The following is a 12,470-nucleotide window of genomic DNA, read 5'->3' as shown; positions in this document are numbered from 1 at the left end:
TGGCATGCTTAAATCTCAAAAAACTGGTCAAAAGGATGGCGGGAGAGCCTTTTTATTTTGTTCAGATGAGGTGGTTTAAGCACGGAAACAGCCATTTTTATCTAAAAACACTAAAAAAGACAAACACCAAATCGATGTTTGTCTTCAATCTGAAACGCTATCAAATGATAGCGTTTTCTTATCTTTTACCCCACCAACTTCTTCATCTCTACAATCCGTTCTTGGGTTGCGTCGTATTTGGCTTGGTAGTCGGCTTGTTTGTCTTTTTCTTTTTGGACGACTTCTGGTTTGGCGTTGGCGACGAAGCGTTCGTTGCCGAGTTTTTTGCCGACCATGTCCAGTTCTTTTTGCCATTTGGCTAGTTCTTTGTCGAGGCGGGATAGTTCTTCTTCCACGTTAAGCAAATCTGCTAGTGGCAAGTAGATTTCAGCGCCCGTGATGATGCTGGTCATAGCGAGTTCTGGCGCAGCAATGGCTGAGCTGATTTCTAGTTTTTCAGGATTGGTGAAGCGTTTGATGTAGTTGATATTGCTGTTGAAGAAGTCTTCTAATTCACTATCTGCTGTCTTCACCAAAATGGTAATTGGTTTTGATGGCGCCACGTTTACTTCTGCACGCGCATTTCGTACAGCACGGATAAGATCTTTCAGACTTTCCACACCTTTATGCGCAGCCTCATTTTCAAAAGCAGGAGTAACCGTAGGGTATGCTGCGGTCACAATAGAACCTTGGGCATATTGGGCATAGATTTCTTCGGTTACAAATGGCATGATTGGGTGAAGGAGACGCAAAATTTTGTCCAAAGTATAAAGAAGGACAGAGCGCGTGATAACTTTCTCAGCTTCGTTGTCGCTATACAGCACTTCCTTGGTCAATTCCACATACCAGTTAGCAAATTCTTCCCAGATAAAGTTGTAAAGAATGTGTCCTGCCACACCAAACTCGAACTTGTCAAAGTTTTCCGTAACTTTAGCAATCGTTTCATTGAGATTGTGGAGAATCCACTGGTCAGTCACATTTCCAGCTTCTGAAGCAGCTACCTTAGCCACATTACTTTCAGCTTCTTCCAAGGTCAACCCTTCATTATTCATGAGGATATAGCGAGAAATGTTCCAAATTTTGTTAATGAAGTTCCAAGAGGCATCCATTTTTTCATAACTGAAACGAACATCCTGACCTGGCGCAGAGCCGTTTGACAAGAACCAACGGAGGGCATCAGCACCGTATTTCTCGATAACATCCATTGGGTCGATACCGTTACCAAGAGATTTAGACATCTTGCGACCTTCTTCGTCACGGATAAGACCATGAATGAGAACGTTTTGGAATGGTTGACGCCCTGTAAATTCAAGCGATTGGAAAATCATACGAGATACCCAGAAGAAAATGATGTCATAACCTGTTACTAAAGTTGATGTTGGGAAATAACGGTTGAAATCTTCTGAATCTGTATCAGGCCACCCCATGGTTGAGAACGGCCATAAAGCAGATGAGAACCAAGTGTCAAGAACATCTTCATCTTGAGTCCAGCCATCACCTTCTGGTGCTTCTTCGCCAACGTAAATCTCACCTTCTGCTTTGTACCAAGCTGGGATTTGGTGTCCCCACCATAATTGGCGAGAGATTACCCAGTCATGGACATTTTCCATCCATTGGAGGAAGGTATCGTTGAAACGTGGTGGGTAGAAATCTACTCGGTCATCTGTTTCTTGATTGTCCATAGCTTGTTTAGCAAGCTCATCCATTTTTACAAACCATTGAGTGGATAGACGAGGCTCAACGACTGCACCTGAACGTTCTGAGTGACCTACTGAGTGAACACGTTTTTCGATGTTTACTAGGGCACCAAGTTCTTCAAGTTTAGCAACGGTAGCTTTACGAGCTTCAAAACGGTCCATGCCTGCAAAGTCGCCAGCTAACTCATTCATGGTTCCATCATCGTTCATGACATTCACTTGTGGTAAGTTATGACGCTGACCAACCTCAAAGTCGTTAGGATCATGGGCAGGGGTGATTTTAACTACCCCAGTCCCAAATTCAGGGTCGGCATGCTCGTCTCCCACGATTGGAATCAATTTATTCACGATTGGTAAAATAACATGTTTACCAATCAAATCTTTGTAACGAGGGTCTTCTGGGTTTACGGCAACGGCAACGTCTCCAAACATGGTTTCTGGTCGCGTTGTTGCCACTTCAAGGGCGCGTGAGCCATCTTCCAACATGTAGTTCATGTGGTAGAATGCCCCTTCCACATCCTTGTGGATAACCTCGATGTCGGATAGGGCAGTTCTGGCAGCTGGGTCCCAGTTGATGATAAATTCACCACGGTAAATCCAGCCTTTTTTGTAGAGATCAACGAAAACCTTGCGAACTGCTTTTGACAAACCCTCATCTAGTGTGAAACGCTCACGGCTGTAGTCCACAGAAAGACCCATTTTGCCCCACTGCTCTTTAATCGTAGTGGCATATTCATCTTTCCATTCCCAAACCTTGTCTAGGAATTTTTCACGACCCAAATCATAACGGGTGATGCCTTGACCACGCAAGCGTTCTTCGACTTTAGCCTGTGTCGCAATCCCTGCATGGTCCATCCCTGGCAACCAAAGCGTATCAAAGCCCTGCATGCGTTTTTGACGAATGATAATATCTTGAAGCGTTGTGTCCCAAGCGTGTCCCAAGTGCAACTTACCAGTCACATTTGGCGGTGGAATCACGATAGAATATGGCTTGGCCTTTTGGTCTCCTGATGGCTTGAAAACATCTGCAGCAAGCCATTTTTGATAACGACCTGCCTCAACCTCGGCAGGATTGTATTTTGGTGATAGTTCTGTCATGTTAGTTCTCCTTGATATGAGTCATTTTTTGGATAATAAGCTGCGCTGTTTCAGCAGCGGTGAGATGAGTATTATTGATTTTATGGTAATGGGTGAGCATGCGAGGCGCTTCTTCCGGGTTAAATAGAGCGTAATCCATGGTTGAGCGAATATCCTGCTCTGACCACTCAATATTGCGCTTAGAAGTTTTATGCTTGAGACGATTTTCTGTTCGATTGCGCTTGAGACGTTCATTGACATCTGTTTCCAATTCAACAAAGAGAACCTCTTGGTCATAAGACTGAAAAACTGCTTGAATCTTTTCAAGAAATGCCACATCATTTGGATCATTGAAATCAATCACGATGGTGAAAATCATTTCTTGACCAGTCTTGGCAAAAGTCTCAAAAAAGTTAAACCGAAGACGCTCTATCAAGGCTGTGCTCTCTTGAGACCAAGGCATAAAGCGCAAAACAAAATCAATGGAATCGTGATTATGAAACAAGGTCATACCTTTCTGCTTGGCAATTTCCTGCCCAATGGTCATCTTACCCGACGCTTGAGCTCCGATAATGATAAGGTTCATTTCCTTTTCCACGCCTCCCACTCACTTCTTAGTAAGCCAAAACGCATGTCGCCACAGCGACGACCTTGAACGTCCTTACGGTCACGGATATTTGCTTCTAAGGTAAAGCCTAGTTTGCGAGCGACTGCCTGACTTTGCTTGTTGTAGTCGTAGCAGCCCAGCTCAATTTTATGCAAATCGATCAGGGTAAAGCCAATCTCAATCAGGGCGGCAGCTGCTTCTGGTACAATGCCTTGTCCCCAATAATCAGGATGGAGCAGGTAGCCAATCTCAAAGACATCATCCGCCCGTCGATGATTAAAGTCAATTGAACCAATCACTTTGTCATCGCCTTTTAGGGTAATACCATAACCTGAAGGCAGTCCCTCTTTTTCAAGATTAGCGGGATAAATGTCTTGAAGGTAGGTGATTTCATCTGCTAAGCTTTTAACAGGCCGAAAACCAGCAGGATAACTGACCTCAGCCAGTTTAGCAAAAGCAAATATGTCCTCGGCGTCCTCTAATTTTCGTTGACGTAATACTAGCCGTTCTGTTTCCACTTTGGGCAAAGCTTTGCCACTGTATGCTTCTAGCATCTTAACGATCATCCATCACCTTCTTTCAATTCCCCACCACCTCTATTTTGATTCAGAGCGTAGTGATTCTCTCCTCCTGCGTACGGATAGCGGTCTTCGTAGAGGAGATTGACACTTCTGGTAATCAAGTCTTTTCTCAGTTGGTCAACTTGTTTACGACTGCCACCATAAAAAGCTAGGTGATTGAGGCCTATTCGGCAACGATGGTAGCCTACTTCAAGGAACTCAGCTGGTGTTTGGACAAAAACGATGTAGTGTTCTGACTTTTTGAAAGAGAATCCATCCTCCCATTCTTGATAGAGATAATAGCCTAGTTTAATCAAAAGTGGTTCATAAAATTCACGTGACTTTGCTAGGTTAGATACATAAACCTCAACATGATGTAACATGATGTCCTCCTTTTTAAACTACCTGTCTCAACAAAAATTTCTAGTGGACTTTTCCTATTTCATACATTAGTTTTGACAAACATTCGATAATAATTTTTCCAAAACGTCAAAATCCCCATCCAGCTTACACTAGACAGGGACGAATTTCGTATTACGATTTCCGCGGTACCACCACTGTTTCAGACCACAAAATGGATCTGCTACTTTTCATATCTGATTTCTGATCCTCAGCTACCAGCCTTGGCATCTGTGCGGATTTCTCAACACCACCGCTCTCTGTAACAGACCAACTCAATGCACCTCTGATTGCTAATATTCTAACAAATTTATAGGCATTAAGCAACGAGAAGATGACTATTTTTTCAAGCTTGCGCCATTTTCGACCAATTTTTTAACCGTTGCTGGACCAATACCTTTAAGAGAAAGAAGGTCTTTTTCCGTCCACTCCTTAAAAGCTTGCGCTGAATGAATGCCTTCTGCATATAGGGTTTCCACAAGATCTGAGCGAATCCCTTCCACAACTGCTAAGGCTGAAAACTCATCAAGAGAGAGGCTTTCATGAGGAGTGGTTAGGTTGCTGATGGTTTGGCTTCCTTTTTCCACAAGGTCCTTGCTGACTGTCATCGTCTTGTCCACAGCTGTCCCCACACTTTCAACTGCCTTATCAAAAACTTGACCTGCTTTTTTTAACAAACCATTGCGCTTCATTTCTAACTTCAATGCTTTTTTACGATTTTTTTGTTTTGCCACTGTTTCGTGTCTCCTTGTCCTTAATAATGCCTTGCTCCAAATAGGTCATCCGGAATATCATGAAAGGCTTTGCCATTTTTATAATTGTCAAATTTACCTAGTAAAAATTCGTAGGCATCTAATTTGCTTTCGTAGCGAATAAAGGCGTCTTTAGCTCTCTCATCGCCATCTTCTTGAGCTACCTGTTGACTGGTGGTCATGGCTAGCTGATTGACTTGAATCTGGGTTTTAACCCAGTCTTCAAAATCTCTTAAAAATTCTGCTTCATAAGACATGTTGAGTTTCCTCTTTCTGAAATCATCCTTACTATTATACCATAAGGCATGGCTCTTGTGCTATCTTATTCCAAAAAAGCTCATCAGTAATAGGATATGACTTAGAATGGAATGGTCATTGAGAAAACACTTTCCTTAATTTTTTAGATAATCCTCTAGAAAAAGATAGGGAGCTATGTTATACTGTTATTACATAGGAAACGATGTATTTAGAAAGGAAAGACAATGCCTAATCATCATATTGGTATTTTAATCAAGATGGCTAGTCTAGCTTTTGACCGTACTGCCAATCAGTTACTAGCCGATGCTGACTTAACACCAAGTCAGTTTAAGATTCTTAAATACCTAAGCACTCACCAAAATCAGTTAACCAGACAGATTGATTTGGAAACCTTCTTTAAAATGTCCAACCCAACCGTTACTGGATTATTACAGAATTTAGAGAAAAAAGGGATGATTGAACGACACCCTCATCCTCAAGATAAACGTTGCAATATCATTAGATTGAGTGAGGCAGCTAGCTTGAAAGCTGATGATTATTTGCAAAAAAGCAAAGTCATTGAAGAGCAGTTTACTCAAGCACTGTCTGAAGCAGATCGGTCTCAGCTCAGACTACTGCTACAAACTCTCATTGATCACAACCCTCAACAAAAGCATTGATAGAAAGGACACCATGCAGACCAATAAATTACAAACAGCTCCTATTCCAAAATTACTAGCCACTATGGCTATGCCAGCGATTATCGCCAACCTCGTTAACTCCCTCTATAATATTGTAGACCAGATTTTCATTGGACACGGAGTTGGGTATTTAGGAAATGCAGCAACTAGCGTCGCCTTCCCCCTTACGATTATCTGTTTAGCCTTCGGCTTAACCCTTGGTTTAGGAGGGGCCTCTAATTTTAATTTATCTTTAGGCCGTGGGCAAAAAGAACGAGCAGCTCATGTTATCGGAAATGCTATTTTCCTATCATTGGCCCTCGGAGTACTCATTGGTGCAGTGATTATCCTATTGTTAAAGCCTCTACTTATTTTATTTGGGGCTACTGATGCAACCTTGGCTTATGCCATTGATTACACTGGTATCACAGCATTCGGGATTCCTTTTTTAATGTTTACCATGAGCCTCAATCCCTTGGTCAGAGCGGATGGCAGCCCAACTTATTCGATGATGGCCATTGTGGTTGGGGCCATCTTAAATACAATTTTAGACCCTATCTTTATTTTTGGTTTTCAATGGGGAATTAAAGGTGCGGCCGTTGCAACCTTAATCAGTCAAATTCTTTCTGCCCTCTTTTTAGGCCTTTACTTTAGACGATTCAAGTCCATTCATCTCAAAAGTAGTGACTTTAGGTTGGACCGTGATGTGATTAAAAGCATTGTCAGCGTTGGCTCTTCGTCTTTTATCTTTCAATCGTCCACCATGTTGATTCAAATTGTCACTAACAATATGTTACGTAAATATGGTGCCGAATCCATTTATGGTAGTGATATTGCCATTGCTGTCGCTGGGATTGTTATGAAAATTAATTCGCTTTTTATTGCGGTTATTATCGGACTGGTTCAAGGCGCTCAGCCAATCGTTGGGTTTAACTATGGGGCACGTCAGTTAGAGCGCGTTAAGGAGACCACTGCTCTGATGCTAAAAACAGCTATTGTTATTTCTCTGGTTGCCTTTTTAGCCTTTGAACTCTTCCCTAAACCTTTCTTGACCTTATTTGGTCATGGCTCTGCCCTTTATTTCCAGTTTGGTATCAAATACGTCCGCGTTTTCCTCTTTTTTGTCATTCTTAATGGGGTTCAAATCGCATCCACAACCTTTTTCCAAGCTATTGGTAAAGCCAGCATTGGCGCCTTCTTGTCTCTAACCAAACAAGTTATCTTTCTCTTACCTCTCTTGTTTATCCTACCACATTTCTTTGGTGTAGAGGGCGTGATGTTTGCTGGGCCGATTTCGGATGCTATTGCTTTTATCACTGCTTTAACTTTCCTCAAACGGGAATTTAAGCGCATGCCCCACGATTTACGGGTGACGCATTAACGCACATTAAGCTGCCTAAAAGGCGGCTTTTAAAATCGATTTTTTTGAAAGAAAGGCTTGCGCCAACTCATAAGTTATAGTATTATAGAAAGGTAGCCGCTATAGTTAAATGGTATAATAAAGCAATGGTAATGCTTCGTTCCGAGTTCGATTCTCGGTGGTGGCAAACGTCAAAAACGCCTTAACATCATGTTGAGGCGTTTTTAGTATTCCAAGTACAGTAAGTTAGTCATGGGTTTTCTTAACGGCTACTCTTTGTCGTTAATCCTCACCAATAAACGATAAATTTTTATCAACTAATATGCAACGGTGATTCCTAAGCCTAAATAAAGGGCAGTTAACACTAGTCGTAACATCCACTTGAGGTCAGTCATAGTTTTTCCTCCTAAAATGGTTCATGATAGCATTTGTTTTAACAAATCCTCCAAGAGTCATGACAAGCTCTCAAACCCCAGTCGTTACTTGCTATTTCACCTTGTTTATGGTATCATTTCACAGGTTGTAGGTACGTATTTTGAACATAAAGAGCCTTCTATGAATCAGCTCATAACTTGTTTACCTCACTTCTTAGTTAAACATTAAACCAAAGCAGTTTGCTATGGCTATAAATCACATTAGTATTAGTAAAGGAATCAACTGGATGAAAGACATCATGTCAGATTTTCGGAATCAGGGATGCTCAAAGAGAAACTTTATCGTAGGGCCCTGCTCCATTGAATCTTATGATCACATTAGATTAGCAGCTTCAAGCGCCAAAAAATTAGGATACACCTATTTTAGAGGAGGTGCTTATAAACCGAGAACCTCACCTACTTCTTTCCAAGGGTTAGGCCTTGAAGGGATTAAATATTTAAATGACGTTTGTCAGGAATTTGATTTAATCTCTATTAGCGAGATCATGTCTGACAGTCAGTTAGAAGAAGCCTATGATTACTTGGATGTGATTCAAGTTGGCGCTCGAAACATGCAGAACTTTGAGTTTTTAAAAACGTTAGCTCATGTTGATAAACCAATCCTGTTTAAACGTGGCTTGATGGCTACCATTGAGGAATTTATGGGAGCTCTCTCCTATCTTCAAGAAGCAGGAAAAACAAATATCATTTTGTGTGAACGTGGTATCCGTGGTTACGATGTGGAAACCCGAAACATGCTTGATATTATGGCTGTGCCTATTATTCAGCAAAAAACTGATTTGCCCATTATCGTGGATGTGTCTCACTCGACAGGTAGACGTGACCTTCTCTTACCTGCTGCTAAAGTCGCCAAGGCTGTTGGAGCTAATGGCATTATGATGGAGGTGCATCCTGATCCTGACCACGCCTTGTCAGATGCTGCGCAGCAAATTAATTACGACCAATTAGACCAACTTGGGCATGACCTCTGGCAAGATTAAGCCATAAGCTGCGCTCTATTATTACTGTTGGTTAGCAACAAAGAAAGGAATGATTATGCCACAAACACTTCATGTCCATTCTCGGGTTAAGGACTATGATATCCTATTTACCGATGATGTCTTAACTACCTTGGGTGAGTGCCTTGGTGAGCGCAAACAACGCAAACTGTTGTTCCTCACTGACCAAACCGTCTATGACTTGTATCACCCCCTCTTCCAAGTCCTCTGTCATCGCTATACCGCTTTTGTCCATATTTGTCCGCCAGGTGGTCAATCCAAATCCTTGGAACGTGCCAGCGCTATCTATGAACAACTCATCACTGAGAACTTTTCAAAAAAAGACATGATTATCACAATTGGTGGCGGCGTTATTGGAGATCTGGGAGGCTTTGTTGCGGCTACTTTTTACCGTGGCATTCCCTACATTCAAATCCCAACCACCTTGCTAAGCCAAGTAGACAGTAGCATCGGTGGCAAGGTTGGTGTTCACTTTAAAGGGTTGACCAATATGATTGGGAGTATTTATCCTCCAGAAGCTATCATTATTTCAACCGCCTTTTTGGAAACCTTACCGCAACGGGAATTCTCCTGCGGCATCAGTGAAATGCTGAAAATTGGCTTCATTCATGATAGACCGCTTTTTCAGCAGTTGCTTGCTAGTCCAAAAATAGGCCCTTATCCGGGACTTGAAGACCTGATTTGTCAGTCTATTATCAACAAAAAACGCATTGTTGAACAGGACGAGTTTGAAAATGGTTTACGCATGTCCTTAAATTTTGGGCATACCTTGGGCCACGCGATTGAATCGCTCTGCCACCATGATTTTTACCATCATGGTGAAGCTATTGCTATCGGTATGGTGGTTGATGCTAAACTGGCTGTTTCCAGAGGGCTCTTGCCAAAAGAAGACTTGAATAGTCTCCTTCAAGCCTTTGAACTTTACCAGTTACCAACAAGTCTCCAAAACAGTGAGGTGTCAGCTCAAGCTCTCTTTGACGTTTTTAAAACTGACAAGAAAAATTCTGACCAGCATATCATCTTTATATTGCCCACAGAAACCAGTTTTACCAGCCTGGCCATTGCCAAGGATGACCAGCAATTTGTTAGGGATTTAGAAGAATTGCTTTAAAATATCAAAAGAACCTTCACAGACGATTAAGCTGTGAAGGTTCTTTTGACTTATTTTTCTTTTCGATAGAGTGTCGTTACTTCTTTTGTTGTAATACTGAGATCGCCAGAATCTGTCACCTCATAGGTAGCAAATTCCTCGGCTTCTTTTCCTAGAACCATACCCTTAAAGGCAATGGTTTTGTCCTTTTCATTAATCGTGCCATCAAAGGTATAAGTCCCAAATAGGCTGTCAATAGATAGGGTTGCTGACTTATTATCGATAACTACTAAGGTTGATTTCGTAGCCCCGGTTTTGCTGATATAAGTCCCTTTTAATGACTTGCTACAAGCCACTAAGCAGAGTGTCGCTAGAAACACAATGACTACGGATAGTACTTTTTTCATTGATTAAACCTTTCCCCTCGCTCTCAAGTATTAGTGGTGTTTTCTCATGTAAGAGCCTACCAATGGGAGTGATCCTATTAAAAGCATGAAAGCGCCCAAGACCGTTACGGAGTTTGTTACTTCTCCTGTTTTTGGAAGCAAGGCTTGATAAGCTGTCGCTTTTGGACCTGTAGCCATGACCTGGTTGGTCACTTTTTGGACAGGCTGCATCTCGCGAGATACTGCTTGATTACCTTTACCAGCTACGACTTTTGTACCAGACACGTTTGATTTAGAAATATTATCCATGTTTGATGGAGTAGAAGCCTCTGGTTTAGCAGGCAACTCTGGTTTTTCTGAATTGCTTGGCATCATAGGTTTAGCTGGTGCTTCTGGTACTGGTACATTAGGAATAGAAGGAGTGAGTTCTTCTGGCTTGATAGGTACTACTGGTTGAACAGGTTTACTTGGAGTTTCAACGTGTGCTTCTGGCTTAGCTGGTGTTTCAGCTGGAGCTTCGGGTTTAGCAGGAGCTTCTGGCTTAGCAGAAACAGTTGCAAGAGCTGCTTTTAGATTATTCAATTTAGCAGTTGCGCTATCAAGAGCTGCTTGCATATCTGCAAGATTTCGAGCTGTTTGTGCTTTACGTTCTACAGCAGATGTGACAAGTGCTGACAAATCACCAGATTGAACATTGCTCAATTGTGCTTGTTGCTCTTTTAACTGAGAAACTTTGTTAGTCAATTCAGCAGCATGAGCTTCAGCGGCTTGGAGTTCTGATTGTTGGGTAGCGAGAGTTTGTTTTGCACCCGCAGCCTCGGTACGTGCAGCTTCGAGACGTTTAATTGCCTCTGTGGACACTGAACTCACTTCACCTTCATATGGGTTATTGATTTTGGTTGTGTTAAAGTTACCAATAATACGATTTGTAGGTACTTGTAAAACATGAACGGTTACAACGTCACCAACTCGAGAAATAGAAACACCTAAATATTCTCCCGAAACTCCAGTACCAACTAGAGATTCTGTGTGTTTCCAGTTAGAATTCACATCTTTAGAAATCATACCACCAATAACTTCAAAAATTCTACGTTTTAAATCTTCCATGGTAAATGTACGATTTATAAAGGTAGATGACCGTGACATGCCGGCATCTTCATATGCATTCTCATTGGAAACCGCTTTGAGTCCATTATCAGCCGCGGCTCTATTAATAGCTTTAACATCATGAGCATCTTTAACGGTATCCCAATTATCATTACGATAGTTTTGAGCGACATCTTTGGCAAATTTCACAGCACCTTTAGTAACAAATGTATTACCAACAGTTAGGTTAACACCTGCTTTTCGAGCTTGATCACGAACTTGGTTAATTAAAGATGATGCATAATTAGACAAATCAGTCAATTGGTCATCGGTTAGGTTATCAATATCAACAGTTCGCTCGTCACCAGGATTTGTAACGAATGTAAAGTTGTTATCGCCACCCATCATGTTAAGGTCATCTGAATAATCAGGAGCTGATTTATCACCTAACGCTTTCGCAAAATCTTCATCTAATTCAACAGTGCTTGGTTGTTTTACCGTTTCAACATGACCAGCTTCACTTTCAGCGGCTTTGAGAGCTTCCTGAGCTTGTTGATTTGCAGCTTGTGCGTCTTCAACGTCTTTAGTTTCTTTTACAACAACTTGGTTGGCTTCTTCAACATCTTTTTCCGCAACTGCAAGTTGTTCAGCCACTTCTGCTTTTTGCGTTTCAATATCTGAGGCACTAGCTTCATTAGCTTTAGCTTGTTCAACTGCCTGTGCTGCTGCTTCATCATTCTTTTTAGCTGTTTGAACTTTTTCAGTAAGTTCCGTAACCACTTTTTCTTGATCTTCAATGTGTTGGGCTAAGGGCTGTTGGTCCTTGCTTGCGGTCACTGTTTTAACTGAATCAAGATTGCCTACATTCTCTGATTGAGCTTGGACTGTTGTACTCAAAACAGCTGTTAATAGAGCTGCAGATGTCAACATGACTTTGGTATGTTTTGATGTCATAACTCTCTCCTTTTCCTTTTGGAACATCGTTTTATGTTCATTGTAGCAAAAAACAAGATGAAAAACAATACAATTTGTAATACAATTAAAATAATTTACTTTCTGCCATTTTTG

General features: G+C 41.6%; 12 protein-coding genes, 1 tRNA gene and 1 pseudogene. 6 read left to right on the top strand and 8 right to left on the bottom strand.

Annotated features, from left to right (window positions below):
- A pseudogene (locus ACYTR8_RS05635) lies at positions 1-155 on the top strand (IS5/IS1182 family transposase); the annotation flags it as partial.
- 30 nt (positions 156-185) lie between these two features.
- On the opposite strand, the gene ACYTR8_RS05630 reads toward ACYTR8_RS05635, so the two are convergent.
- The 6 genes from ACYTR8_RS05630 to ACYTR8_RS05605 form a co-directional block, all read right to left on the bottom strand.
- A complete protein-coding gene (locus ACYTR8_RS05630) occupies positions 186-2,834 on the bottom strand; it encodes a valine--tRNA ligase (RefSeq protein ID WP_269761033.1) in 2,649 nt (882 codons plus the stop codon).
- Position 2,835: 1 nt separating this feature from the next.
- Positions 2,836-3,399 (bottom strand): AAA family ATPase, encoded by a 564-nt coding sequence (locus ACYTR8_RS05625; protein WP_269761032.1) that lies wholly within the window; start codon positions 3,397-3,399, stop codon positions 2,836-2,838.
- Positions 3,396-3,986, bottom strand: a complete 591-nt coding sequence (locus ACYTR8_RS05620; protein ID WP_479641819.1) for a GNAT family N-acetyltransferase — start codon at positions 3,984-3,986, stop codon at positions 3,396-3,398. Before ACYTR8_RS05620 ends, ACYTR8_RS05625 begins: the two co-directional genes overlap by 4 nt.
- The gene (locus tag ACYTR8_RS05615; protein ID WP_443597422.1) at positions 3,983-4,363 is read right to left on the bottom strand and encodes a VOC family protein; all 381 of its coding nucleotides are present in this window, start codon (positions 4,361-4,363) and stop codon (positions 3,983-3,985) included. The genes ACYTR8_RS05620 and ACYTR8_RS05615 overlap by 4 nt, the downstream gene beginning before the upstream one ends.
- 354 nt (positions 4,364-4,717) lie before the next feature.
- On the bottom strand, positions 4,718-5,113 hold the full coding sequence (locus ACYTR8_RS05610; RefSeq protein ID WP_111717195.1) for a helix-hairpin-helix domain-containing protein: 396 nt from the start codon (positions 5,111-5,113) through the stop codon (positions 4,718-4,720).
- 20 nt (positions 5,114-5,133) lie between these two features.
- On the bottom strand, positions 5,134-5,388 hold the full coding sequence (locus ACYTR8_RS05605; protein WP_003055949.1) for a DUF1912 family protein: 255 nt from the start codon (positions 5,386-5,388) through the stop codon (positions 5,134-5,136).
- Positions 5,389-5,613: 225 nt separating this feature from the next.
- On the opposite strand from ACYTR8_RS05605, the gene ACYTR8_RS05600 reads away from it, so the two are divergent.
- The 5 genes from ACYTR8_RS05600 to aroB all read left to right on the top strand — a co-directional run bounded on the left by ACYTR8_RS05600 (position 5,614) and on the right by aroB (position 9,951).
- The gene (locus tag ACYTR8_RS05600) at positions 5,614-6,048 is read left to right on the top strand and encodes a MarR family winged helix-turn-helix transcriptional regulator (protein WP_479641818.1); all 435 of its coding nucleotides are present in this window, start codon (positions 5,614-5,616) and stop codon (positions 6,046-6,048) included.
- Positions 6,049-6,061: 13 nt separating this feature from the next.
- The gene (locus tag ACYTR8_RS05595; RefSeq protein WP_111717199.1) at positions 6,062-7,429 is read left to right on the top strand and encodes an MATE family efflux transporter; all 1,368 of its coding nucleotides are present in this window, start codon (positions 6,062-6,064) and stop codon (positions 7,427-7,429) included.
- 95 nt (positions 7,430-7,524) lie between these two features.
- Positions 7,525-7,595 (top strand) — tRNA-Thr (locus ACYTR8_RS05590).
- A gap of 474 nt (positions 7,596-8,069) precedes the next feature.
- Positions 8,070-8,822, top strand: coding sequence for a bifunctional 3-deoxy-7-phosphoheptulonate synthase/chorismate mutase (locus ACYTR8_RS05585; RefSeq protein ID WP_479641820.1), 753 nt, complete (start codon positions 8,070-8,072; stop codon positions 8,820-8,822).
- A gap of 55 nt (positions 8,823-8,877) precedes the next feature.
- A complete protein-coding gene (gene aroB, locus ACYTR8_RS05580) occupies positions 8,878-9,951 on the top strand; it encodes a 3-dehydroquinate synthase (protein ID WP_479641817.1) in 1,074 nt (357 codons plus the stop codon).
- 50 nt (positions 9,952-10,001) lie between these two features.
- Here the strand turns inward: aroB and ACYTR8_RS05575 are convergent, their stop codons facing one another.
- Together ACYTR8_RS05575 and ACYTR8_RS05570 are read right to left on the bottom strand one after the other, a co-directional pair.
- Positions 10,002-10,337: a hypothetical protein gene (locus ACYTR8_RS05575; protein WP_111717211.1), complete on the bottom strand. Its 336-nt coding sequence runs from the start codon at positions 10,335-10,337 to the stop codon at positions 10,002-10,004.
- A 30-nt stretch (positions 10,338-10,367) separates the two neighbouring features.
- The gene (locus tag ACYTR8_RS05570; protein WP_479641816.1) at positions 10,368-12,356 is read right to left on the bottom strand and encodes an SEC10/PgrA surface exclusion domain-containing protein; all 1,989 of its coding nucleotides are present in this window, start codon (positions 12,354-12,356) and stop codon (positions 10,368-10,370) included.
- Between the last annotated feature and the right edge of the window lie 114 nt (positions 12,357-12,470).

The sequence above is a fragment of the Streptococcus sp. F2 genome, from assembly GCF_056500955.1.
Note: the sequence above shows the minus strand (reverse complement) of the source record. Positions and strands in the feature narration are given on the sequence as shown.

Excerpts from the sequence above, each read along its gene's own strand:
- ACYTR8_RS05630 (WP_269761033.1), bottom strand. The coding sequence starts at position 2,834 with ATGACAGAACTATCACCAAAATACAATCCTGCCGAGGTTGAGGCAGGT.
- ACYTR8_RS05625 (WP_269761032.1), bottom strand. The coding sequence starts at position 3,399 with ATGAACCTTATCATTATCGGAGCTCAAGCGTCGGGTAAGATGACCATT.
- ACYTR8_RS05620 (WP_479641819.1), bottom strand. The coding sequence starts at position 3,986 with ATGATCGTTAAGATGCTAGAAGCATACAGTGGCAAAGCTTTGCCCAAA.
- ACYTR8_RS05615 (WP_443597422.1), bottom strand. The coding sequence starts at position 4,363 with ATGTTACATCATGTTGAGGTTTATGTATCTAACCTAGCAAAGTCACGT.
- ACYTR8_RS05605 (WP_003055949.1), bottom strand. The coding sequence starts at position 5,388 with ATGTCTTATGAAGCAGAATTTTTAAGAGATTTTGAAGACTGGGTTAAA.
- ACYTR8_RS05600 (WP_479641818.1), top strand. The coding sequence starts at position 5,614 with ATGCCTAATCATCATATTGGTATTTTAATCAAGATGGCTAGTCTAGCT.
- ACYTR8_RS05595 (WP_111717199.1), top strand. The coding sequence starts at position 6,062 with ATGCAGACCAATAAATTACAAACAGCTCCTATTCCAAAATTACTAGCC.
- ACYTR8_RS05585 (WP_479641820.1), top strand. The coding sequence starts at position 8,070 with ATGAAAGACATCATGTCAGATTTTCGGAATCAGGGATGCTCAAAGAGA.
- aroB (WP_479641817.1), top strand. The coding sequence starts at position 8,878 with ATGCCACAAACACTTCATGTCCATTCTCGGGTTAAGGACTATGATATC.
- ACYTR8_RS05575 (WP_111717211.1), bottom strand. The coding sequence starts at position 10,337 with ATGAAAAAAGTACTATCCGTAGTCATTGTGTTTCTAGCGACACTCTGC.
- ACYTR8_RS05570 (WP_479641816.1), bottom strand. The coding sequence starts at position 12,356 with ATGACATCAAAACATACCAAAGTCATGTTGACATCTGCAGCTCTATTA.